The sequence below is a fragment of the Citrobacter sp. Ce119 genome, from assembly GCF_030334525.1.
Taxonomy (GTDB): domain Bacteria; phylum Pseudomonadota; class Gammaproteobacteria; order Enterobacterales; family Enterobacteriaceae; genus Citrobacter; species Citrobacter europaeus.
Map to the genome: position 1 here is coordinate 279358 of NZ_JAOWDR010000045.1, position 21925 is coordinate 301282.

Annotated in this window: 19 protein-coding genes; 9 read left to right on the forward strand and 10 right to left on the reverse strand. The window is 46.9% G+C overall.

The window, feature by feature from the left end; translation table 11 throughout:
- Positions 1-211: 211 nt before the first annotated feature.
- Genes gpmM through OGV80_RS07890 form a run of 3 tightly spaced genes read left to right on the forward strand, consistent with a single transcriptional unit; the run spans position 212 to position 4024 of the window.
- The gene (gpmM, locus tag OGV80_RS07880; RefSeq protein WP_043018843.1) at positions 212-1756 is read left to right on the forward strand and encodes a 2,3-bisphosphoglycerate-independent phosphoglycerate mutase; all 1545 of its coding nucleotides are present in this window, start codon (positions 212-214) and stop codon (positions 1754-1756) included.
- A gap of 33 nt (positions 1757-1789) precedes the next feature.
- On the forward strand, positions 1790-3049 hold the full coding sequence (gene envC, locus OGV80_RS07885) for a murein hydrolase activator EnvC (RefSeq protein WP_230586371.1): 1260 nt from the start codon (positions 1790-1792) through the stop codon (positions 3047-3049).
- A gap of 3 nt (positions 3050-3052) precedes the next feature.
- On the forward strand, positions 3053-4024 hold the full coding sequence (locus OGV80_RS07890; RefSeq protein WP_087050752.1) for a divergent polysaccharide deacetylase family protein: 972 nt from the start codon (positions 3053-3055) through the stop codon (positions 4022-4024).
- Here the strand turns inward: OGV80_RS07890 and OGV80_RS07895 are convergent.
- Entirely contained in the window at positions 4011-5045 is a 1035-nt protein-coding gene (locus OGV80_RS07895; RefSeq protein WP_043018729.1) for a glycosyltransferase, read from the reverse strand. The two genes, OGV80_RS07890 and OGV80_RS07895, sit on opposite strands and share 14 nt — an antisense overlap.
- 244 nt (positions 5046-5289) lie before the next feature.
- On the opposite strand from OGV80_RS07895, the gene rfaY reads away from it, so the two are divergent.
- A complete protein-coding gene (gene rfaY, locus OGV80_RS07900; protein WP_043018730.1) occupies positions 5290-5976 on the forward strand; it encodes a lipopolysaccharide core heptose(II) kinase RfaY in 687 nt (228 codons plus the stop codon).
- 67 nt (positions 5977-6043) lie between these two features.
- Here rfaY and tdh read toward each other — a convergent pair whose 3' ends face one another.
- The 3 genes from tdh to yibB all read right to left on the reverse strand — a co-directional run bounded on the left by tdh (position 6044) and on the right by yibB (position 9412).
- Positions 6044-7069 carry an L-threonine 3-dehydrogenase gene (gene tdh / locus OGV80_RS07905; RefSeq protein WP_286514426.1) on the reverse strand — a complete coding sequence of 342 codons (1026 nt, stop codon included), beginning with the start codon at positions 7067-7069 and terminating at the stop codon, positions 6044-6046.
- Positions 7070-7078: 9 nt separating this feature from the next.
- Complete coding sequence (kbl, locus tag OGV80_RS07910; protein ID WP_043018731.1) at positions 7079-8275, reverse strand: glycine C-acetyltransferase; 1197 nt, start codon at positions 8273-8275, stop codon at positions 7079-7081.
- A gap of 279 nt (positions 8276-8554) precedes the next feature.
- On the reverse strand, positions 8555-9412 hold the full coding sequence (gene yibB, locus OGV80_RS07915) for a protein YibB (RefSeq protein ID WP_286514532.1): 858 nt from the start codon (positions 9410-9412) through the stop codon (positions 8555-8557).
- Positions 9413-9690: 278 nt separating this feature from the next.
- Between yibB and rfaD the strand changes: the two genes are divergently transcribed.
- The 4 genes from rfaD to rfaL are packed head-to-tail and all read left to right on the forward strand — an operon-like array spanning position 9691 to position 13886.
- Complete coding sequence (gene rfaD, locus OGV80_RS07920) at positions 9691-10623, forward strand: ADP-glyceromanno-heptose 6-epimerase (RefSeq protein ID WP_043018732.1); 933 nt, start codon at positions 9691-9693, stop codon at positions 10621-10623.
- A 12-nt stretch (positions 10624-10635) separates the two neighbouring features.
- Entirely contained in the window at positions 10636-11682 is a 1047-nt protein-coding gene (gene rfaF, locus OGV80_RS07925; protein WP_043018733.1) for an ADP-heptose--LPS heptosyltransferase RfaF, read from the forward strand.
- A 3-nt stretch (positions 11683-11685) separates the two neighbouring features.
- Entirely contained in the window at positions 11686-12678 is a 993-nt protein-coding gene (gene rfaC / locus OGV80_RS07930) for a lipopolysaccharide heptosyltransferase RfaC (RefSeq protein ID WP_043018734.1), read from the forward strand.
- Positions 12678-13886, forward strand: coding sequence for an O-antigen ligase RfaL (gene rfaL, locus OGV80_RS07935; RefSeq protein WP_286514535.1), 1209 nt, complete (start codon positions 12678-12680; stop codon positions 13884-13886). Before rfaC ends, rfaL begins: the two co-directional genes overlap by 1 nt.
- A 35-nt stretch (positions 13887-13921) precedes the next feature.
- Here the strand turns inward: rfaL and OGV80_RS07940 are convergent, their stop codons facing one another.
- The 6 genes from OGV80_RS07940 to rfaQ form a co-directional block, all read right to left on the reverse strand.
- Positions 13922-15064, reverse strand: coding sequence for a lipopolysaccharide N-acetylglucosaminyltransferase (locus OGV80_RS07940; protein WP_075145476.1), 1143 nt, complete (start codon positions 15062-15064; stop codon positions 13922-13924).
- A gap of 11 nt (positions 15065-15075) precedes the next feature.
- The gene (locus OGV80_RS07945) at positions 15076-16089 is read right to left on the reverse strand and encodes a glycosyltransferase family 8 protein (RefSeq protein ID WP_043018736.1); all 1014 of its coding nucleotides are present in this window, start codon (positions 16087-16089) and stop codon (positions 15076-15078) included.
- A 90-nt stretch (positions 16090-16179) separates the two neighbouring features.
- A complete protein-coding gene (gene waaO, locus OGV80_RS07950; RefSeq protein WP_286514438.1) occupies positions 16180-17190 on the reverse strand; it encodes a lipopolysaccharide 3-alpha-galactosyltransferase in 1011 nt (336 codons plus the stop codon).
- Between the two features lie 74 nt (positions 17191-17264).
- Positions 17265-18062, reverse strand: a complete 798-nt coding sequence (gene rfaP, locus OGV80_RS07955) for a lipopolysaccharide core heptose(I) kinase RfaP (RefSeq protein WP_286514441.1) — start codon at positions 18060-18062, stop codon at positions 17265-17267.
- Entirely contained in the window at positions 18055-19179 is a 1125-nt protein-coding gene (locus tag OGV80_RS07960) for a glycosyltransferase family 4 protein (RefSeq protein WP_193145690.1), read from the reverse strand. Before OGV80_RS07960 ends, rfaP begins: the two co-directional genes overlap by 8 nt.
- Positions 19176-20246 (reverse strand): lipopolysaccharide core heptosyltransferase RfaQ, encoded by a 1071-nt coding sequence (gene rfaQ / locus OGV80_RS07965; RefSeq protein WP_072033413.1) that lies wholly within the window; start codon positions 20244-20246, stop codon positions 19176-19178. Before rfaQ ends, OGV80_RS07960 begins: the two co-directional genes overlap by 4 nt.
- Positions 20247-20643: 397 nt before the next feature.
- On the opposite strand from rfaQ, the gene waaA reads away from it, so the two are divergent.
- Entirely contained in the window at positions 20644-21921 is a 1278-nt protein-coding gene (gene waaA, locus OGV80_RS07970) for a lipid IV(A) 3-deoxy-D-manno-octulosonic acid transferase (RefSeq protein WP_043018741.1), read from the forward strand.
- Positions 21922-21925 lie beyond the last annotated feature (4 nt).

Below are 21925 nucleotides of genomic sequence, written 5' to 3' on the forward strand. Positions count from 1 at the left end.
GGAAAGGAGTATACCTGCGCGTTGGCGCAAATACAGCCAGAGCGTGCATTGGATTGCATTTTTGCGGGGCGCTACGGAAAAAAAAAACGTAAATCCGCGCCCTCTGCGGCGCGCTCTGGTCGATTATTTGATCTTCTGGGGCTACTTTATCGATTCAGCTGTAGTAAAATTACGCAATTATTTTTTATCTATTAAGTGTGAGGTTGTCGCAATGTCGGTTTCTAAAAAACCTATGGTACTGGTGATTCTGGATGGCTACGGTTATCGTGAAGACAGCCAGGATAACGCCATCTTTAATGCCAAAACCCCGGTAATGGATGCCCTGTGGGCAAAACGTCCGCATACCCTGATTGATGCGTCTGGCCTGGAAGTCGGCCTGCCCGATCGCCAGATGGGCAACTCCGAAGTGGGCCACGTCAACCTGGGCGCTGGCCGCATCGTGTATCAGGACCTGACCCGTCTGGATGTTGAAATTAAAGAGCGTACTTTCTTCGCTAACCCGGTGCTGACCAATGCGGTCGACCAGGCAAAAAATAGCGGCAAAGCGGTACACATCATGGGTCTGCTCTCTGCTGGCGGCGTTCACAGCCACGAAGATCACATCATGGCGATGGTAGAAATGGCCGCTGAACGTGGCGCTGAGAAAATCTATCTGCACGCTTTCCTTGATGGCCGTGACACCCCGCCGCGCAGCGCTGAACATTCCCTGCAGAAATTCGAAGAGAAATTTGCCGCGTTGGGCAAAGGCCGCGTAGCGTCCATCATCGGTCGTTACTACGCTATGGACCGCGACAACCGTTGGGATCGCGTTGAACAGGCTTATGACCTGATGACGCTGGCAAAAGGCGAGTTCCAGTTCGCTACGGCGGTTGAAGGCCTGCAGGCTGCTTATGCCCGCGACGAAAACGACGAATTCGTGAAAGCGACCGTGATCCGTGCTGAAGGCCAGGCTGAAGCCGCCATGGAAGACGGCGATACGCTGATTTTCATGAACTTCCGTGCTGACCGTGCGCGTGAAATTACCCGTGCGTTTGTTAACGCTGACTTCGACGGCTTCGCCCGTAAGAAAGTCGTTAACCTCAACTTTGTGATGCTGACCGAATACGCGGCCGACATCAAAACTGCGGTAGCTTACCCACCAGCGTCTCTGGCCAATACCCTTGGCGAGTGGATGGCGAAGAACGACAAAACGCAGCTGCGTATTTCCGAAACCGAAAAATATGCGCACGTGACCTTCTTCTTCAACGGCGGCGTAGAAGAACCGTTCAAAGGCGAAGACCGCATCCTGATCAACTCGCCGAAAGTCGCGACCTACGATCTGCAGCCGGAAATGAGCTCTGCAGAGCTGACCGAAAAACTGGTTGCTGCGATTGAGAGCGGAAAATACGACACCATCATTTGTAACTACCCGAACGGCGACATGGTTGGCCACACCGGGGTGATGGAAGCAGCGGTTAAAGCGGTTGAAGCGCTGGATCATTGCGTTGAGCAGGTGACTAAAGCGGTTGAATCCGTTGGCGGCCAGTTGCTGATCACCGCGGACCACGGTAACGCAGAGCAAATGCGCGATCCGTCCACCGGTCAGGCACATACAGCGCACACCAACCTGCCCGTTCCGCTGATTTATGTCGGTGGTAAAAACGTCAAAGCAGTCGAAGGCGGCAAACTTTCTGATATCGCCCCGACGATGCTGACGCTGATGGGTATGGAAATCCCGCAAGAGATGACTGGTAAGCCGCTGTTCATCGTGGAATAATCCCTCCCCATGAGGGGAAAGGCGATTAATACCATCACTCGGGCCGTGAAGCTGCGCAAGCTTTCAGTCAGGCCCTTGTTCTACGCCAGCGCGCTTAGCGCTGGCGTATTGCTGTGCGCCTTTTCCGCCCACGCGGACGAACGCGACCAGCTCAAATCTATTCAGGCCGATATCGCGGCAAAAGAACGCGCGGTACGCCAACAGCAACAACAACGCGCCACCCTCCTCGCTCAGCTTAAAGCGCAGGAACAGGCCATTGCCGTTGCCGCCAGGCAACTGCGCGAAACGCAAAACTCACTGGCGCAGCTGAACGCGCAAATTGCAGAGATGAATGCCGCCCTTGCGAAGCTGGAAAAACAGCGGGCCGCGCAAGAACGCAGCCTGGCAGCCCAACTCGACGCTGCATTTCGCCAGGGCGAACATACCGGCATTCAGCTCATTCTTAGCGGTGAAGAAAGCCAGCGTGGGCAACGCCTGCAGGCCTATTTCGGCTATCTGAACCAGGCGCGACAGGAAACCATCGCGCAGCTGAAACAAACCCGCGAAGAGGTCGACTCGCAAAAAGCCGAGCTGGAAGATAAGCAGAGCGAACAGCAGACTCTGTTGTACGAGCAGCGTGCTCAGCAGGCTAAGCTGGAGCAGGCGCGTAATGAACGCCAGAAGACGCTCTCGGGTCTGGAGTCATCGATTCAACAGGGTCAACAGCAATTGGGCGAAATGCGCGCCAACGAATCGCGCCTGCGTAACAGCATTGCTCGCGCCGAAGCCGCAGCCAAAGCACGCGCGGAACGTGAAGCCCGCGAGGCGCAGGCCGTACGCGATAAGCAGCAGGATGCCTCACGGAAAGGCTCAACCTATAAGCCAACCGAAAGTGAAAAATCACTGATGTCGCGTACCGGCGGTTTGGGTTCGCCACGTGGCCAGGCATTCTGGCCCGTTCGTGGTCCAACGTTACATCGTTATGGCGAACAGCTGCAGGGTGAGCTACGTTGGAAGGGGATGGTTATTGGCGCATCCGAAGGCACCGAAGTTAAAGCCATTGCCGATGGTCGCGTCATTCTGGCGGACTGGCTGCAGGGCTATGGCCTGGTCGTCGTCGTTGAGCACGGTAAAGGCGATATGAGCCTGTACGGTTATAACCAGAGCGCACTGGTCAGCGTCGGTACGCAGGTTCGCGCCGGGCAGCCTATTGCACTTGTGGGTAGCAGCGGCGGTCAGGGCAGACCGGCGCTCTATTTCGAAATTCGTCGCCAGGGTCAGGCGGTCAATCCACAGCCGTGGTTGGGAAGATAAGTTTTGCCTCAATTTCGTCGTCTATTACTCTCTCTCGCCAGCCTGCTGGCCTTCGCAACACCTGTTTTTGCTGGCAAACTCGCCATCGTCATTGATGATTTCGGCTATCGTCCACACACTGAAAATCAGGTGCTGGCGATGCCTTCCACCATCTCCGTTGCCGTTTTGCCTAATGCTCCGCATGCGCGGGAAATGGCAACCAAAGCGCATAACAGCGGGCATGAAGTCCTGATCCATCTACCGATGGCGCCACTGAGCAAACAGCCGTTAGAGAAAGACACTTTACGCCCGGAAATGAGCAGCGAAGAGATTGAGCGAATTATTCGCGATGCGGTAAGCAAAGTACCGAATGCGGTCGGTCTGAACAACCATATGGGCAGCGCGATGACCTCCAGCCTGTTTGGCATGCAGAAGGTGATGCAGGCGCTGGAACGATACGATCTCTACTTCCTTGACAGCATGACCATCGGCAACAGTCAGGCCATGCGCGCAGCATCAGGAACCGGTGTGAAGGTCATTAAACGCAAAGTTTTCCTGGACGACACGCAAAACGAAGCCGATATTCGCCGTCAGTTTAATCGTGCCGTCGAACTTGCGCGTCGCAACGGCTCGGCAATTGCCATTGGCCACCCTCACCCGTCTACGGTTCGCGTCCTGCAGCAGATGCTTTATAGCCTGCCAGCCGACATCACGCTGGTTCGCCCAAGCAGCCTGCTCAATGAACCACAGGTGGATACGTCCAGACCAAACCTCACTCCGCCAAAAAACGGTACGCCTGACGCACCGCGTAATCCTTTCCGCGGGGTGAAATTATGCAAACCGAAACAGCCGTTAGAGCCGGTTTACGCCAGCCGCTTCTTCAGCGTGCTCGGTGAAAGCATCACCCAAAGCACGCTGGTGCAGTACATGAAGCTGCAGTGGCAGGGCTGGGGAAATACATCCTCTCCCGGCACTATGAACGCTAACGTAGATTAAGCGTTTTACGTGTAATACGAGAAGGCGACGATGTTTTATCTCGCCATTTCCAGAGACGGAATGACCATAGCAGCGCCTGGTACATAACTTTGGCGCTGCGTACATTAGTAATCATGCGTTTATACATACCCGAGACAAAAATCTCTGCAATCATACGCTGACGAATATGAACATCCGGTTCTTTGCGTACTGCGTGACAAACGCGCAAAGCTTCATAGGTTATTTGCTGATGAAATTCCGGATAAAGAGTAATCCGTCCAGCATATTCACGATTCAACTTATCCAATAACCGTGTAATTTTAATATAGTGTCGTTGGTAATTGAGATTTTTTAAGCCTTGTCTTTTAAGACGGCTAACTGATTGATCATGTAAGAAGTATTTATATAAAGATTGTTCGGTATATCGTACACGTTTGGCGTTAAACATAAACTCCGTCGTCCATACAATATCCTGATGATGCAACCCAGGAACAAACGATATCTTATTTTTCTCGATAACATCCCTGCGGTAAACCCCCATCCAGACCACATGTGTCCAACGGCGTGAAGCCAATGCCATACGTAACCAGTCAGGGCCGGTCAATACACCCGTAGACCGCAAACGGTCCGTCGGTATTGATTGCCAGGTGTCCCCCGTTTCGAAAATGCACCAGTCAGAATTGCACTGCGCCAGATCCAGGTCATCCTGAAGTGCCATGGTCATCAGGGTTTCATACATATTGGGATAAACCAGGTCATCAGCATCGACAAATGCAACATAATCCCCTCTGGCCGCTGCCAGACCACGATTACGCGCAACAGATGCCCCAGCGTTAGCCTGATGCAACAACCGAACATGGGGATAGTTATCAGCATACTGTCTTGCAATATCAACAGAGTTATCCGTTGAGCCATCATCGACAATAATGATCTCTATCGCACTCCATGTCTGTGCGATCAAAGATTCCATGCAATCCCGAAAACTATCACCCGCGTTATACAACGGAATAATAACACTCAACATATTTGTGCTGTTTCTCATCAGCTAACCCTGGTTTGTTAGTACACTGATGACTTTTACTACAGTTTCATTAAGGAATTATTAAGCCTGGAACGATTTATCGCCAGAAGCGGCGCGGCGAAAGCAGCCAGTATGAGAAAATGCTATGCGAAACCTGAGTTCAGCGGGCAGTGAAAGCTCAGATCGTCTACATATTGAGGGGCGCAACCTGTATACTATATCGCTATAAATTAACGCATTATGTACACTGATATTGAGGAAAGTGATGGCCATCAGTAAGACACATGAAAAAGGTTATACGGTCTATTGTAAAGAGACCAATATAGACCTTAAGTCACTGATGAGTAAGTATATAAATAAAGAAATCAGTGGCAAACCGTTGAGCAGTGGTAACGCTATGCGCAGCGTGGAACTGGTCGAGTACAACTCACAAAAATTTATCATCAAAAACGACCGTGAAGTTGATCCTCGATTCGAGAAAAAAATGCAGAATTTTATCTCCGGTCCCTTCTATTCCAGGCTCATCAAGAAGCTGGACAAGCTCTCCCCGGAAATGCGCGCCTGTACAGCCGATCTCTACTACGCTGCAGAGAAAGTGCGCCTTCGCCAGTGTCATGATGTTTATATTATTCATGAATATATTGAAGGTACTCCTTTAAAAGAAATTAGCCCTAAGAATGCCGATGAAGTGAAGCAGTGCGTTCTGCGCCTTCACAAAGCCGGGTTGGCATCTAATGATATCCACCCAGGAAACTTCATTCGTACGCCAGGCGGTGAATTAAGAATTATCGACTTATCTTGTAAGGGAAACATGAAGATTTGTCAGGCTAATGACATTTTAGCGTTGCAGCGAAAATATAATATTAAAATCAAAGGGAAAGGGTTAGTGTATAAGCTCATCTGCCTCAAAGAAGCGACAAGATCTTTATCCAGAAAGCTTCGTGGTAAATAGCATTTATTATGTATACGGCCAGATCAAATAATCTGGCCGTTGGTAACATTTAATACAAATCGAGCCTTCAATCCCAACTCAGGATCACTTTCCCTGACTGGCCTGAACGCATCGCGTCAAAGCCCTGCTGGAATTCATCGATGGAGAATCGATGGGTGATGATTGGCGACAAATCCAGACCAGACTGAATCAGTGCAGCCATTTTGTACCAGGTCTCAAACATCTCACGACCGTAGATACCTTTAATAAACAGCCCCTTAAAGATAACTTTCGTCCAGTCGATTGACATGTCAGATGGCGGAATACCCAGCATAGCAATGCGCCCACCGTGGTTCATAGTGTCCAGCATGGCGCGAAACGCTGGCGGCGCACCGGACATCTCCAGACCTACATCAAACCCTTCGGTCATACCCAGTCCAGCCATCACGTCAGTCAGATTCTCTTTCGAGACGTTGACCGCGCGAGTGATGCCCATTTTACGCGCCAACTCAAGGCGATACTCATTAACATCGGTAATCACCACGTGGCGTGCGCCAACGTGCTTCGCGACCGCCGCCGCCATAATTCCGATTGGACCCGCGCCGGAAACCAGCACATCTTCCCCAACCAGATCAAACGACAGCGCCGTGTGCACCGCATTACCGAACGGATCGAAGATAGACGCCAGGTCGTCGGAGATGTTGTCCGGAATTTTAAACGCGTTAAACGCCGGGATCACCAGGTACTCTGCAAAGCAGCCAGGACGATTTACGCCGACACCGGTCGTATTGCGGCACAGGTGAGTACGCCCACCGCGGCAGTTACGGCAATGCCCACAGGTGATATGACCTTCGCCTGAAACGCGATCGCCGATTTTAAAGCCTTTAACTTCCTGGCCGATGCCAACAACTTCGCCGACATATTCATGCCCAACGACCATCGGTACCGGGATGGTTTTTTGCGACCATTCATCCCAGTTATAAATGTGAACGTCAGTCCCGCAGATGGCTGTTTTACGGATTTTAATCAGCAAATCGTTATGGCCGACTTCCGGTTCAGGAACGTCGGTCATCCAAATGCCCTCTTCCGCTTTCAGTTTGGATAACGCTTTCATTTCACATCCTCAGGCAATAACGCCCAGTTGTTTACCAATGCGTGTGAACGCCTCAACAGCACGCGTGATCTGCTCAGGGGTATGCGCCGCAGACATCTGGGTACGAATACGCGCCTGGCCTTTTGGAACCACCGGATAGAAGAATCCGGTAACGTAAATCCCCTCTTTTTGCAGTTCACGGGCGAACGCCTGCGCCACAACCGCATCACCCAACATGACCGGGATAATCGCGTGATCCGCACCCGCTAACGTAAAGCCTGCGGCAGACATTTGCTCACGGAACTGACGTGCGTTCGCCCACAGGCGATCGCGCAGCTCGTTGCCAGCCTCGACCATCTCCAGCACTTTAATGGAGGCTGCAACAATCGCCGGAGCCAGTGAGTTGGAGAACAGGTACGGACGGGAACGCTGACGCAGCCACTCAACAACCTCTTTGCGCGCTGCGGTGTAACCGCCGGATGCGCCACCGAGCGCTTTACCCAGCGTACCGGTGATGATGTCCACACGGCCCATCACATCACAGTATTCATGGGAGCCACGACCGTTTTCGCCGACAAAGCCGACCGCATGAGAATCATCAACCATGACCAGCGCGTCGTATTTATCCGCCAGGTCACAAACGCCTTTCAGGTTAGCGATAACGCCATCCATAGAGAACACGCCATCGGTGGCGATCAGAATATGACGGGCGCCCGCTTCACGTGCTTCTTTCAGGCGCGCTTCCAGCTCGACCATGTCGTTGTTGGCGTAACGGAAACGCTTTGCTTTACACAAGCGAACGCCGTCAATGATAGACGCGTGGTTTAGCGCATCTGAAATGATCGCATCTTCGGCGCCCAGCAGCGTTTCGAACAGGCCGCCGTTGGCGTCAAAGCAGGAAGAGTAAAGGATGGCATCTTCCATACCGAGGAATGCCGCCAGTTTTTGCTCCAGTTGCTTATGGCTGTCCTGGGTACCGCAAATAAAGCGGACCGAAGCCATACCAAATCCGTGAGAATCCATGCCCGCTTTTGCCGCTGCAATCAGCTCCGGGTGGTTAGCCAGCCCCAGATAGTTGTTCGCACAAAAGTTAATAACGTGGCTTCCGTCCGCCACGGTGATATCCGCCTGCTGGGCAGACGTAATAATGCGCTCTTCTTTAAACAATCCTTCCGCACGTGCGGTGTCGAGATCGTTGGTTAACTGTTTGTAAAAATCCCCACGCATTTCAATTCTCCAGACTGGGCAAATTTCAGCACATATTACCCAAAGCTATACGTTGATACGAGATGACGCATCACTACTTCTTCAAAATGAAGCATAAATCACGTATATCCACATGGCTAATCAGTGATGCTGCCGTGTATCTTTATTAGGAGGGATAATTCACAACCACTTGATTTATAAGAGCTTTATTGATTGAGGTGAAAAAACAGCATCAATAACAGAAGAATGCCTTCACAGCATTCTATCTGCTCAGGTAACCCTTAGATCCCATTCGAACCACTACTTTCGGGTCAGAAAAATTCGTAGTGCCTGGAGTTTTGCACCTAACGCGGTTCGCCGATAAACACGGAACAGATCGAACCATTTGCCACGACCAAGGTAATTAAGCATTAATAGCGCAGGGCGCTTGTAATAACACATAACAAAAATACCCTGATCATCATCAACAATATTATTTCTGAGGGTCTCTTTTTGGCATTCAGTGACTAATGAATAAAACTCTTTCCATTTTTCCTGAGAGCCAACAATAGCGCCACCGATAATATAAATATGATTCCCAATCATAAAGTCAAACACTTGCTTTATTGATGATACAACCAAGCCTTTTTTAATCGTAAAGAGATGCATTTTATTACGATCAAATGGGAAATCCCATATCTTTAAACCGCCAGTGACCTGAGGTTTACGACAATACCCGAAGTCGATCCACGCAACCATCGGAGTATTAACTAAGCCTAAATTAATAGCTTTAGCTACAAAATATGCTTTTAAATTAGTGATCAACACATATTCTGGAGACCAGTATTCAGGGTTACCAAGCTGTCGAGTTTCTAACTTACTCTTAAAGGCATCATCCTGCTGGATTTGTCTAATTTTATTTTTAATGTGTTTGAATTTATTATCTAAATCTATAGTTATAATTTTTGTGGGCTTACCTTTGCGTATTTCCGCAATTCTGGCTTCAAACTCAGGCGAAGTAAAAATAACCATATCGTTTTCTAAAGCGGCTAACCGCTTGAAGTAATCAAAATAGACATCAGAAGATCGGGATAGTTTTTCACGGAAGCCTTTATTAACAGTCCACTCCCCCCTACCGATATCAAAATATGCTGTAACAATAGTGGTAGACGATTTCATAGCCATATCAAACCATTAATAAAAAAAATATTATATCACATAGCTTTTGTTTTTGTACATATAATATACATGGGTGGTTATTAAAAAACCGCAATACACTTAAGAATAATTCAATACAGATAATAACCATTAAATAAGCATTCTTATGCAAGTGTTTATAGACCGTCTGCCGACTCGCCATCTTACTTAAGAGGCTGAAGGGATGCCGATGTGATGGTATGATTACAAACATTAGTGTCTGAGATTGTCTCTGACTCCATAATTCGAAGGTTACATTTATGATCATCGTTACCGGCGGCGCGGGCTTTATCGGCAGCAACATCGTTAAGTCCCTGAATGATAAAGGCATCACCGACATCCTGGTGGTGGACAACCTGAAAGACGGCACCAAGTTTGTTAACCTGGTGGATCTGAATATTGCTGACTACATGGACAAGGAAGACTTCCTGATCCAGATTATGGCCGGGGAAGATTTCGGCGATATCGAAGCGATTTTCCACGAAGGCGCATGCTCTTCCACCACCGAGTGGGACGGCAAGTATATGATGGATAACAACTATCAATACTCCAAAGAGCTGCTGCACTACTGCCTGGAGCGTGAAATCCCGTTCCTGTACGCGTCTTCTGCCGCCACTTATGGCGGTCGCACTTCTGATTTCATCGAATCCCGTGAATATGAGAAGCCGCTGAACGTCTACGGTTACTCAAAATTCCTGTTCGACGAGTACGTTCGTCAGATCCTGCCAGAAGCGAACTCTCAGATTGTTGGCTTCCGCTATTTCAACGTCTACGGACCACGTGAAGGCCATAAAGGCAGCATGGCGAGCGTCGCCTTCCACCTCAATACCCAGCTCAACAATGGCGAAACACCAAAACTGTTCGAAGGCAGTGAAAACTTCAAACGTGATTTCGTTTATGTCGGCGATGTGGCTGCGGTAAACCTGTGGTTCCTGGAAAACGGGGTTTCCGGCATCTTTAACCTCGGTACCGGTCGTGCGGAATCTTTCCAGGCCGTTGCCGATGCTACGCTTGCGTATCACAACAAAGGCAGCATTGAGTACATCCCATTCCCGGAAAAACTGAAAGGTCGCTACCAGGCATTTACTCAGGCCGATCTGACTAACCTGCGCGCAGCGGGCTATGACAAGCCGTTTAAAACCGTCGCCGAAGGCGTCACGGAATATATGGCCTGGCTGAACCGCGACGCGTAAGGCAGGCAATCAATGAGGATTCTGGTGGTGGGCCCGTCCTGGGTGGGCGACATGATGATGTCGCAAAGTCTCTATCGCACGCTTAAGGCGCGCTATCCCCAGGCGATAATCGACGTGATGGCACCTGCGTGGTGCCGTCCGCTGCTGTCGCGCATGCCTGAAGTCAACGAAGCCATTGCCATGCCGCTGGGTCATGGCGCGCTGGAGATCGGCGAACGCCGTAAACTCGGTCACAGCCTGCGTGAAAAGCGCTATGACCGCGCCTATGTGCTGCCTAACTCGTTTAAATCAGCTCTGGTGCCGTTCTTTGCTGGCATTCCCCATCGTACCGGTTGGCGTGGCGAAATGCGCTACGGTCTGCTAAACGATGCGCGCGTGCTGGATAAAGACGCATGGCCGTTGATGGTCGAGCGCTATGTGGCCCTGGCTTATGATAAAGGTGTGATGCTGACGGCCAAAGATTTGCCGCAGCCTCTGCTATGGCCGCAGTTGCAGGTCAGCGAAGGCGAGAAATCACTGACCTGTAGTCAGTTTTCCCTCTCTGCCGAACGCCCCATCATCGGCTTTTGCCCTGGCGCGGAATTTGGCCCTGCAAAACGATGGCCACATTACCACTACGCAGAACTGGCGAAGCAATTGATCGATGAGGGCCATCAGATTGTGCTGTTTGGCTCGGCAAAAGACCATGAGGCCGGAAATGAGATCCTGGCGACGCTGAGCGTTGAGCAGCAGGCATGGTGCCGTAATCTGGCGGGCGAAACACAGCTGGAGCAGGCCGTCATCCTTCTCGCAGCCTGCAAAGCGGTGGTCACCAACGACTCTGGATTAATGCACGTTGCCGCCGCGCTAAACCGCCCATTGGTCGCATTATACGGCCCCAGCAGCCCGGATTTCACTCCGCCTCTTTCACACAAGGCGCGCGTGATTCGCCTGATTACGGGTTATCACAAAGTACGCAAGGGCGATGCGGCAGAAGGCTATCATCAGAGCCTGATTGACATTACCCCCCAGCGCGTACTGGAAGAGCTCAACGACCTGTTGTTACAAGAGGAAGCCTGACGGATGCGGGTACTGATCGTTAAAACATCGTCTATGGGCGATGTACTGCATACGTTACCTGCATTAACTGACGCGCAGCAGGTCATGCCGGATATTCAATTTGATTGGGTAGTGGAAGAGGGCTTCGCGCAGATCCCATCCTGGCATGCGGCCGTTGACCGCGTGATCCCAGTGGCGATTCGTCGTTGGCGTAAAGCCTGGTTTTCAGCGCCGATTAAAGCCGAGCGTAAAGCCTTTCGCGATGCGGTGCGTTTACGCCAGTATGACGCGATAATTGATGCGCAGGGTTTGGTTAAAAGCGCAGCGTTGGTTACGCGTCTGGCGCGTGGCATCAAGCATGGTATGGACTGGAGCACGGCACGCGAACCCTTGGCTAGCCTGTTTTATAATCGCAAACATCACATTGCCCGGCAGCAGCATGCGGTAGAACGTACGCGTGAGCTGTTCGCCAAAAGTCTGGGATATGCTAAACCGCAGTCGCAGGGTGATTACGCTATCGCTCAGCATTTTCTGAAAGAACGTAATGCTGAGACAGGACAGTATGCCGTATTTCTGCATGCCACGACGCGTGATGATAAACACTGGCCAGAAGCCAACTGGCGGGAGCTAATTGGCCTGTTAAATAACGCTGGCATACGTATTAAACTGCCCTGGGGTGCTCCCCATGAAGAAGCACGGGCCCTTAGGCTGGCGGATGGTTTTTCTTATGTTGATGTTCTTCCACGGATGACTCTTGAAGAGGTCGCTCGCGTATTGGCGGGGGCAAAATTTGTGGTGTCGGTTGATACAGGCCTGAGCCATTTAACCGCTGCGCTGGATCGCCCTAATATTACGTTGTACGGTCCAACGGACCCAGGATTGATTGGTGGGTATGGGAAGAATCAAGTGGTATGTCGCTCAGGAAGTGAAAACCTTTCAGACTTGCATTCTTCGACCGTATTTAGATCAATTAATTGTGAATTTTTGAATAATTGTCTGCCGGTGTCGGAGAAATGATGGCTCTAACAAAGTTTTTTTTAAATGAGAAAAAAAACTGGAAGGTAAACTGGAATAGAGGACTTGTATTTCTTTTTATCGCCACCTATTTCTTAGGTGATATTACACGTTATAAACATTTGATTGTCATACTGATGACAATCACTACGATAGTCTATTTATGCAATAATCCTCGTCATTACATTTCAACTTTTAAAACATTTATTTTTTCAAGTGTATTATTTCTTGTAATCGCTACTTTCGTCTCTTTAATGTTCACTCCTGAACTAAAAGCCAGCCTGAAAGAGATAAACAACTCTGTTGTTGAAAATGTTTTATTATGCACCATTGCGATCCCTGTATTATTAAGAGAAGAAAGCAAAGAAACCATTTCGAAGTTGATATTCTTCTCGTTCCTTACAGCTCTTAGTTTGCGATGCCTTTCAGAACTTGTCCTTTATTATCAGGACTATCAGCAAGGAATCATGCCTTTTACTAATTATCAACATCGCGGAATTTCAGACGCAATGGTATTTTTATTTCCCGCGCTTCTGAATCTCTGGTTACTTAAATCAGCAAAATACCGTATATTATTCCTGACGCTAGGGGCAATTTATACCTTTCTAATTCTCGGAACATTGTCCCGTGGCGCTTGGTTATCGGTATTTATCATCGCTCTTACATGGATAGTTATTTATAAACAATGGCGATTGTGTCTTGTTGGAGTACTCGTCGCCATTGTTGCTCTGACAGCTATTTTTTCACACAAAGATATGTCAGAAAACCTGACAGTTAAATTACAGCAAACTGACAGCTCATACCGCTATACTAATGGTACCCAAGGAAGTGCGTTTGACCTAATCCTTGAAAACCCGGTTATAGGCTATGGCTTTGGTAACAATGCTTATAAGATAGTGTACAACAAGCGTGTTGTTGATTATCCAAACTGGACATTCCGTGAGTCAATTGGGCCACACAACCTTATTCTCTTTGTCTGGTTTGGTACAGGGTTGCTTGGACTTCTGGGATTAATACTGGTGTACACAAGCATTGTGAGAGAGTGCGTCACGCATGCATTTAGGGAGAATTATCACTCCCCATACAATGCTTATATGATAATTTTACTTTCATTTGTCGGTTATTTTATTATTCGCGGTAACGTTGAGCAGATTGAATTAGATCTGTTGGGTATTTTTGCTGGGTTACTGTTAGCCCTGAAGAATAAATAAATCATTAAAAAAGGCTACTTTATGTAGCCTTTTTATCACTCGAACCAGTTACAAATAACCTCTTCAAAACGTTGCGTAACAGCAGACCAGCTATAGTTTTTAAAGACGTATTGCTGCCCTCGTTGGGCCGTATCCGGTAAATCACTTTCCAGCATGACCCTGGTGATATCCTCAGCAATAGTGTCTGCAGTCATCGGCTCTGTTAAGTGATAGCCTGTAATCTTATCTTTAACAAACTCAATCATGCCGCCTCGAGTGCTGACTAATACAGGCCTCCCGGCTCCCATAGCCTCAATTGCCACCATACAAAATGGCTCCTGAAACTGCGAAGGAATCACTACTATGTCTGCCAGTGGATAGTAATAGTGCATTTTCTCGGGAGAGATACTACCCAACATAATGCAATGTGGCTTGAGACGCTCGGCTATCTCCCGCACTTCGCGCTGATAATCACCTTTATCATTCTTACTTACTTCCATGTGATCACCAACGACCACAAGCTTCAGATTTTTGTTTTCATGTTGCAGCTTTTCAAAAGCCTGCAGAAGCAAGAGAACACCTTTATCAGGTACTATGCGTCCAGCAAAAAATACCACCTTGCTTTCTGGGGAAATATTTAATTTACTCTTTGATATGGATTCATAGGACGATTGATAGATATCCAGGTCAATACCATTAGGTACAATAACAATATCAGCTTCAGGAAGATAAGATTGATAATAATTCTTCAAAAACAAACTTGGTACGATCATCTTAACTTTTTGATCGAGCAACTTAGGTTCAAAAGCATTATGCATATGAATCACAACTCTTGCCTGAGGAGCTCGCGAGCGAATTTGTCGATATAGCTTCATACTGTTATGGACAACAATCACACTTTGATCGGTTATCTCAAACTTTTCAGCAACTTTCAGTATGCGCTTTGAATAAGGTACCGGATCCAGTCGGGTCCACTTTTGGAAAATACGCTTATATAACGGACTAAATCCAATGCGATGAATACTGCATCGTTCGTTTACGTAAGAATAATCAGAATATCCTTCATTCCTTATGCAGACAATACGATTAGGGAATTGAGTTCTCTGTGCAACCTGATACATCCAGGTCTCAACTGCTGCGGCACCACGTGGTGGAATAGAATAAATAGGGGTTACAGTAAATATGATTTTATCAATCATAAAGATCACCTTCACATTGTCTTATATTTAATTGCTGCGATCAGGCCTGGAATTATTTTATTTTGATAAAGAAGATGCTTATATTTTTCTCTATATTCATGTTTTTGTTTTGCAACTTGATAAGGCTGATTCTTCCATGGTGACTTCTCATATACTGTGCGGAAAAACTGTGCTGAGGAATAATCAGCCCACTCGTGCCATGGTTTTGTTACACCAGTATAATGAATAAATACTGTCTCTTCATTAATCACTGATTTATAATGATTTTTATTTTTAATTTCAAACTCAGACTTCAATGAGTAAATTGAGTTAAATTTTCTCGGTAATAATACCGCATGATGCAAAAACATAATATTTAAAATATCTTGATCAGGATATTTTACTTTGGAAACTATATTTTCATCTGACAATAGTTCAAAAAATCTCTTCGTCAAACTAGAGTTAAGCCATTGTTGCAAGTTTATATACATGACCCCCGAGTTAAAGTAGTTGCCTTTAAACTCAGGGTTATGTAAACGTTCTGCGCTTTTAGCCTGCATGGAATCAACATCTACTACGACCGCACCATATTCCCCATCAAATTTCAGAGCGGCAAGATCCTCTAAAGAGCCTTTACACGTAATATCAGCATCTAGATATAGCAGTCGATCTAATCGTTCAGAAAAGTAATCAAATGAAAGCAAGCGATAGTATATTGACACTGGCCATATATTTGTTTTAGGCAGTGACACCAACGGTTCAGAATCAATATGATATAGCTTAATAACTGTTTTATACTGTTCTGCTAACTGTGTCAAAAGTGCAATATAATCTTGGTCTAAATAATCCGCAATAATATGAAAGGTAAAATTAATATTACTCTCTTTATTATTTTCAAGGATAGATGCAATAGAGATTGCCGCACCAGTTTGGTAATTTTTATCGATCCCCCATGAAATATTAAAAGTGTCACGATCATCACATGGAGTAACACGTCTGTCTAACTCAATGATATCTTTGAAGTTAGTTAACCTTTTGAAGTCCAATTTAATTACCTTTAATTATTTCAGCTATATTTTTCAGCGGCCAAGTTCTGCATAGTTATGGATGATTTTAGTAATGCACTTAACCAGCAGTTAACCTTTCAACTTGGTCAGATAATAATTAAAGTAGCTATACAGTCCCTGAACGTATAACCCTTGTTTAAATTTATGCTTTGCACAATATCTGAATTGGTTACTATTGGTCGGTTTGAGAAGCGCGACTGAATGCCAGGGCGAGGCCTCTTTCGCAACTAAAAAACTCTTCGATACCGGATAGTTGGACCACTCATGCCAGGGTTTAGTCGGTCCTACATAATGAATGAAGACAGTTTCATTATTAACAGGGTTGACTACTTTATCTTTCAGTTCATAATTAATGCTAAAGCGAGTATTGTATTTACCATTGATAAAAGTTACTTTTCCGGCTAACAACACATTAAGGACATCTTGATCAAGATGAGTTATTCTTTCCACCCATTCTGGAATACGCAACATTTCGATGGCTCGGGAAGAGATATTATTACTGTGCCATGCGTTGATATTGATAAGTAAGAATCCAGCATTAAAGTATCCGGCAGTTAATTCTGGAGTGGCCAGAGTTACAGAACGATTATGCCACCATTCGGAATCTCTTTCCGTTACAACGACAGCGATCTCATCTGCGGAAAACTTATAATCGACCAGTTCTCGTACACAACCCTGGCAAGCAATATCAGCATCAAGGTATAATAATTTATCTACCTTTTTATAGAAATAATCTGCAATAACAAAACGGAAGTATGTTGCATAAGTCCAATTTTTGGTACTAGGTAAGTCTTTTAATTTATTGCAATCAATTAGGTAGACTTTGATACAGGATTGATATTGTTTAGCCAGATCGGAGAATCTGGCTTTATCACTCTCATCGAAATAATCAGTAAATATATGAAATGTGAAATCGATTTTTTTATTCGACAATAATATAGAGGCTATTGAAACGCCGCAGCCAAATAAAAAATTCCTGTCAATACCATAACCGATATTAAAACACTCTGCAGAAGTATTTTCCCGAAAATCGTACTCAAAAACAGAAAGGATAACTTCTTTATCACTAAATTGAGACATTTGACTCTTACCAATTTTTGAGAAATAAACCACGTTCTCACATGCCCTATTCCAAATAGTTCAGGATAAATTAATCACAGAGATTTACGAATTGTTCTTTCGCGTATTTTATTAGCTTTAACCTGTGCTTCATTGAACAAATCAGCCTCCTGGCTTAGGATGCTTTTCAATGGCAATTCGCAATAGACGCGTAGAAATCTATATATATCACGCTGTGTTAATCCAATATTCATGGATGAAAAATAGAGACCAATCAAGTCTTTGTCGCGCCAGCGTCGGGGAACGGTCGACCGAATTTGAGCACGGTGCAAATCAATCACTGAAATCTTGAGATCGTCCTCATACCCAGAAAAAGGAAGATGTAATAAAAAGTGGCAAATATAGCAATCGCGATGATTGATACCTCCAGCATGCATCTTACGCACCATGGTGGCAACATGATCAATAATCATACGCTTCACTTTCACATCGGGAGAATTTGTGGCCCATTCCGCACAGTAATCTTCCAGGCTGATGGTTGGAGTGAGATCCTCAGTAATAATAAACGAGGTTTTAGTCAGTGGATTCAATCCTTTCTCACCAAATCCCACCCCTGTCATTGTATCCACGCCCAATTGACTCAGGCGATGAATAGCATTCCATTCTCTATCAGCACCTAATACTGGCATGCGTAATGAAAGTAGATTTTTAACAATCTCCTTCAGAGAAGTGCCTCTGTGCCATTTTAAAAAATAGCTTTTACCCGCTAGTTCAAATCGTAGCGTACGGCGAGTTTCCAGCTCTCTGAATACTTCACCTTGTAAATTTTTAACTTCTTCAAATGCATCTTTCCCGCGCCATAATGTGGCTAACGGTTCTTTTAATTCAACCATCTAAACCACCCGTAATCATATCCGCTGCTTTCTCCGGTAGGCTGTATAAATCTTGCGTATCCGCATAGTTTCGCGCATTTTCCCTCCACTCAGAACACAATGAAGGCTCTACCAGCGCTTTACGTAAGACTTCATTCAGCGTTTCTTGCCGGAATGGTTCTGCAATTGCCATACCACAGTTAGCATCAACAATATAATGCGCGTAACCGCATACAGCTGTGGTCAAAACCGGCAGCCCTGCAGTGATTGCCTCTAGTAGCACAATGCCTGCCGCCTCCTGATAAGCCGGATGCATCAATAAATCAGCCGCAGCCATTAATTCTGCAACATCATTACGGCCTGAATAGAAATGGACATTACTGCGTACGCCAAGTTTTTCCGCCAACGCCTCAAATTTTCTCGGTTTGTCTTGTCCAACAACAAACAGTAGCGTATTGGTTCGAAGAGTTTCTGGTAATGATGCCAACGCGCGAATTGAACGATCCACACCTTTACGAGTGAAATCAGAGCCTACCTGTAATAAAAGATTTTGTTGCTCTGTTATACCGTTTTTCTGGCGAAAAACTTCATGGCTATTCGGGATCTGCTGACTATACTTTCTGTCCGGATAAATCCCGGGAGGAAGAATATGAAATCGCTCAGCTTCTGTCTGATAATGCTTCTGAAAATCAGCAATCTGCTTATCAGTTAGCATTAATAGCTGCGTCGATTTACCCTGCTCAAACGTCGCACGCTCAAACGCTGCATAGTGCCGATATCGTGAAGTTAACCGATAGAGGAAACCTTTTTCTTGCGCCACTTTCTCGGCATAGCAAACGTCAGCAGCATAGTAGATATCCAGGCCCGGCATTTTATTAAAACCAACAACCCGATCGACAGGATGCTGAAGTAAATGAGCCTGGACCCAGGAATAATACTCCGCATTGCGGCCATGGTTTGTCCGGGACTTTACCGGTACAAGAATTAATTCAAAAACGTCAGGACACTCACCTTCCCAGGACTGCGTGTAGACACGAACATGGTGACCTCGTGCCGCTACAGTTTGCGCAATGCGCATAAAATCACGCTGTAACCCACCGAATGGGAAGTATTTATACAAACAGAAAGCAACAATCATACGGGACTCCCCGCTTGTGGCGGCACAAGTCTACCGGGTAATAGTTTATCGACAGCAGCAATAACATCGTCAGCGGGAATCACCGAAAGATACATTTCATTGCGATCGCGCTGCTCACGTGGTGGCATCGGACGGTAATCACCAGCCCAAAATTGAATCATCTGCTTTGACCATGGTCGCCAAAAATTATGATCCGTTGCGCCAAACAGGCATATCAATGGTGTATCAACCGCAGCAGCAATGTGTCCGGGAGCAGAGTCCACCCCAATAAACAACTGGGCATGATCGATGACTGCTCCTAGCTCTGGGAAGCTCATCTTTCCGGCCAACGCAGTAACGGGCTTTTCTTTGCAACCTTGTGCAATTTCATTCACGCAAGCCAGATCGTCTGCGCCTGGGCCAGAGGTCAGAACTACCTCCAGACCACGCTGGTGTAAGGCGTCAATTACCTGTGAAAACTTTTCGTTATTCCAACACTTGAAGCGTTGACGTGCCGTCGGTTGAATAACAACGTATTCATCACCAACCCCAGCCCGATTTAATTCTGTGCGCATACGTTCCCAACTATCCGGAGGATAGCTCATTGTGGTATGCGTCACAGTCGAGTTAAGTTTCAACGGGGCCAGCACAGACAGATTACTTTCCACCACATTTTCTCCGCTCAGCGGAGCCAGACATGTAAAACTATTTTTCCAAAAAGAAGATTGCCGATGAGCATAATCCTGAGAGATTTTAATCGGCGCATTCAGTAGCCGCATCAATATCGCGACGATCCACTGGTCGGTAAGGTTTACAACTAAATCATACCCATTTGCGCGTAACGTTGTGGCCAGGTGCATGAAATTAGTAATTTTGTCGGTTACTTTTGTCTTTTTATTTTTAATACCATAAAGGGCATTAATTTCTGGGTTTTCCGACAAAATTGGGATGGTATCCTGATAAAGAAGCACGTCGATTTTCGCTTCAGGATAGTTCTGCTTTAGCGTACTAATGACAGGAGTTGTTAACAACATATCTCCGTGAAAACGCATTTTTATGACCAGAATTCTATTAATTGGCTTATCCACAAGCGGCTCTTTTATCGTGAGTGTCCGGTAAAGTTAAGCAGAAAAAAGCACGCTACCGCCCCAGGCTCAACAGCTACCTGATTACTGATATCGCACTGATTTTTTACGCGCTAGTGTATCACTTCTTTCGCCATGTTCCGACTCGAATAATTCTTGCACAACCAATATCATTAAGCCATATAAATCAATAAATTACCATGTCAAGACCTTTTGATTTTAAGCTCTCTGGCTCGACTAAACCTGAAAATATCAACAGATATCGTAAAGATGCAAAAGATGTTTGCACCCAAGGTAATCCCCGCCTGAGACGCTATTTAATTTAAAAATAGGAAAAGTATTGGTAAAGCCACAACTAAATACATAGAATCCCCAGCACATTCATAAGTCAGCTACCATTATGCTCGAATTGCTTTACACCGCCCTTTTCTACCTTATTCAGCCTCTGATCTGGATACGGCTTTGGGTGCGCGGACGTAAGGCTCCGGCCTACCGTAAACGCTGGGGTGAACGCTACGGCTTTTACCGCCGTCCGCTTAAACCAGGCGGCATCATGCTTCATTCAGTTTCAGTAGGCGAAACGCTGGCAGCTATCCCATTAGTCCGCGCTCTGCGACATCGTTATCCCGACTTGCCGATCACGGTAACCACCATGACGCCAACCGGTTCCGAGCGCGTACAATCCGCTTTTGGCACTGACGTTCAACACATTTATCTGCCGTACGATTTACCGGATGCCCTGAACCGTTTTCTGAATAAAGTTGACCCCAAGCTGGTGTTAATTATGGAAACAGAGCTGTGGCCAAATCTGATCGCGGCGCTCCATAAGCGCCACATCCCGCTGGTTATTGCCAACGCACGTCTTTCAGCTCGTTCAGCTGCTGGCTACGCTAAATTAGGGAAATTTGTTGGCAGGCTGCTGCGTCGTATCACCTTGATTGCCGCCCAGAACGAAGAAGATGGCGCACGTTTTATTGCGCTTGGCGCCAGAAGCAATCAGGTCACCGTCACCGGTAGCCTGAAGTTTGATATTTCCGTCACGCCGCAACTGGCCGCAAAAGCAGTCACATTACGTCGTCAATGGGCGCCTCACCGCCCGGTATGGATTGCAACCAGCACCCACGACGGCGAAGAAAGCATTATCATTGCCGCCCATCAGGCGTTATTAAATCAGTTCCCGAATCTTTTACTGATTCTGGTTCCCAGACATCCGGAACGCTTCCCGGATGCTATTAACCTCGTACGCCAGGCTGGGCTAAGCTATACCACACGCTCTTCGGGCGAAGTTCCGTCATCGGGTACTCAGGTTGTGATCGGCGACACCATGGGCGAGCTGATGCTACTGTACGGCATTGCCGACCTCGCTTTTGTCGGCGGTTCACTGGTTGAACGTGGTGGACACAATCCACTGGAAGCCGCGGCACACGCCATTCCTGTATTAATGGGACCGCATACTTTTAATTTTAAAGATATTTGCGCCCGCCTCGAACAGGCAAGCGGATTGATCACCGTCACCGACGCAACGACGCTGGTGAAAGAAGTCTCTTCTTTACTGACCGATGCAGATTATCGTAATTTTTATGGCCGTCACGCAGTTGAAGTTCTGTATCAAAATCAGGGCGCGCTACAGCGTCTGCTGCAGCTGCTGGAACCTTATCTGCCACCCAAAACGCATTGAGGCA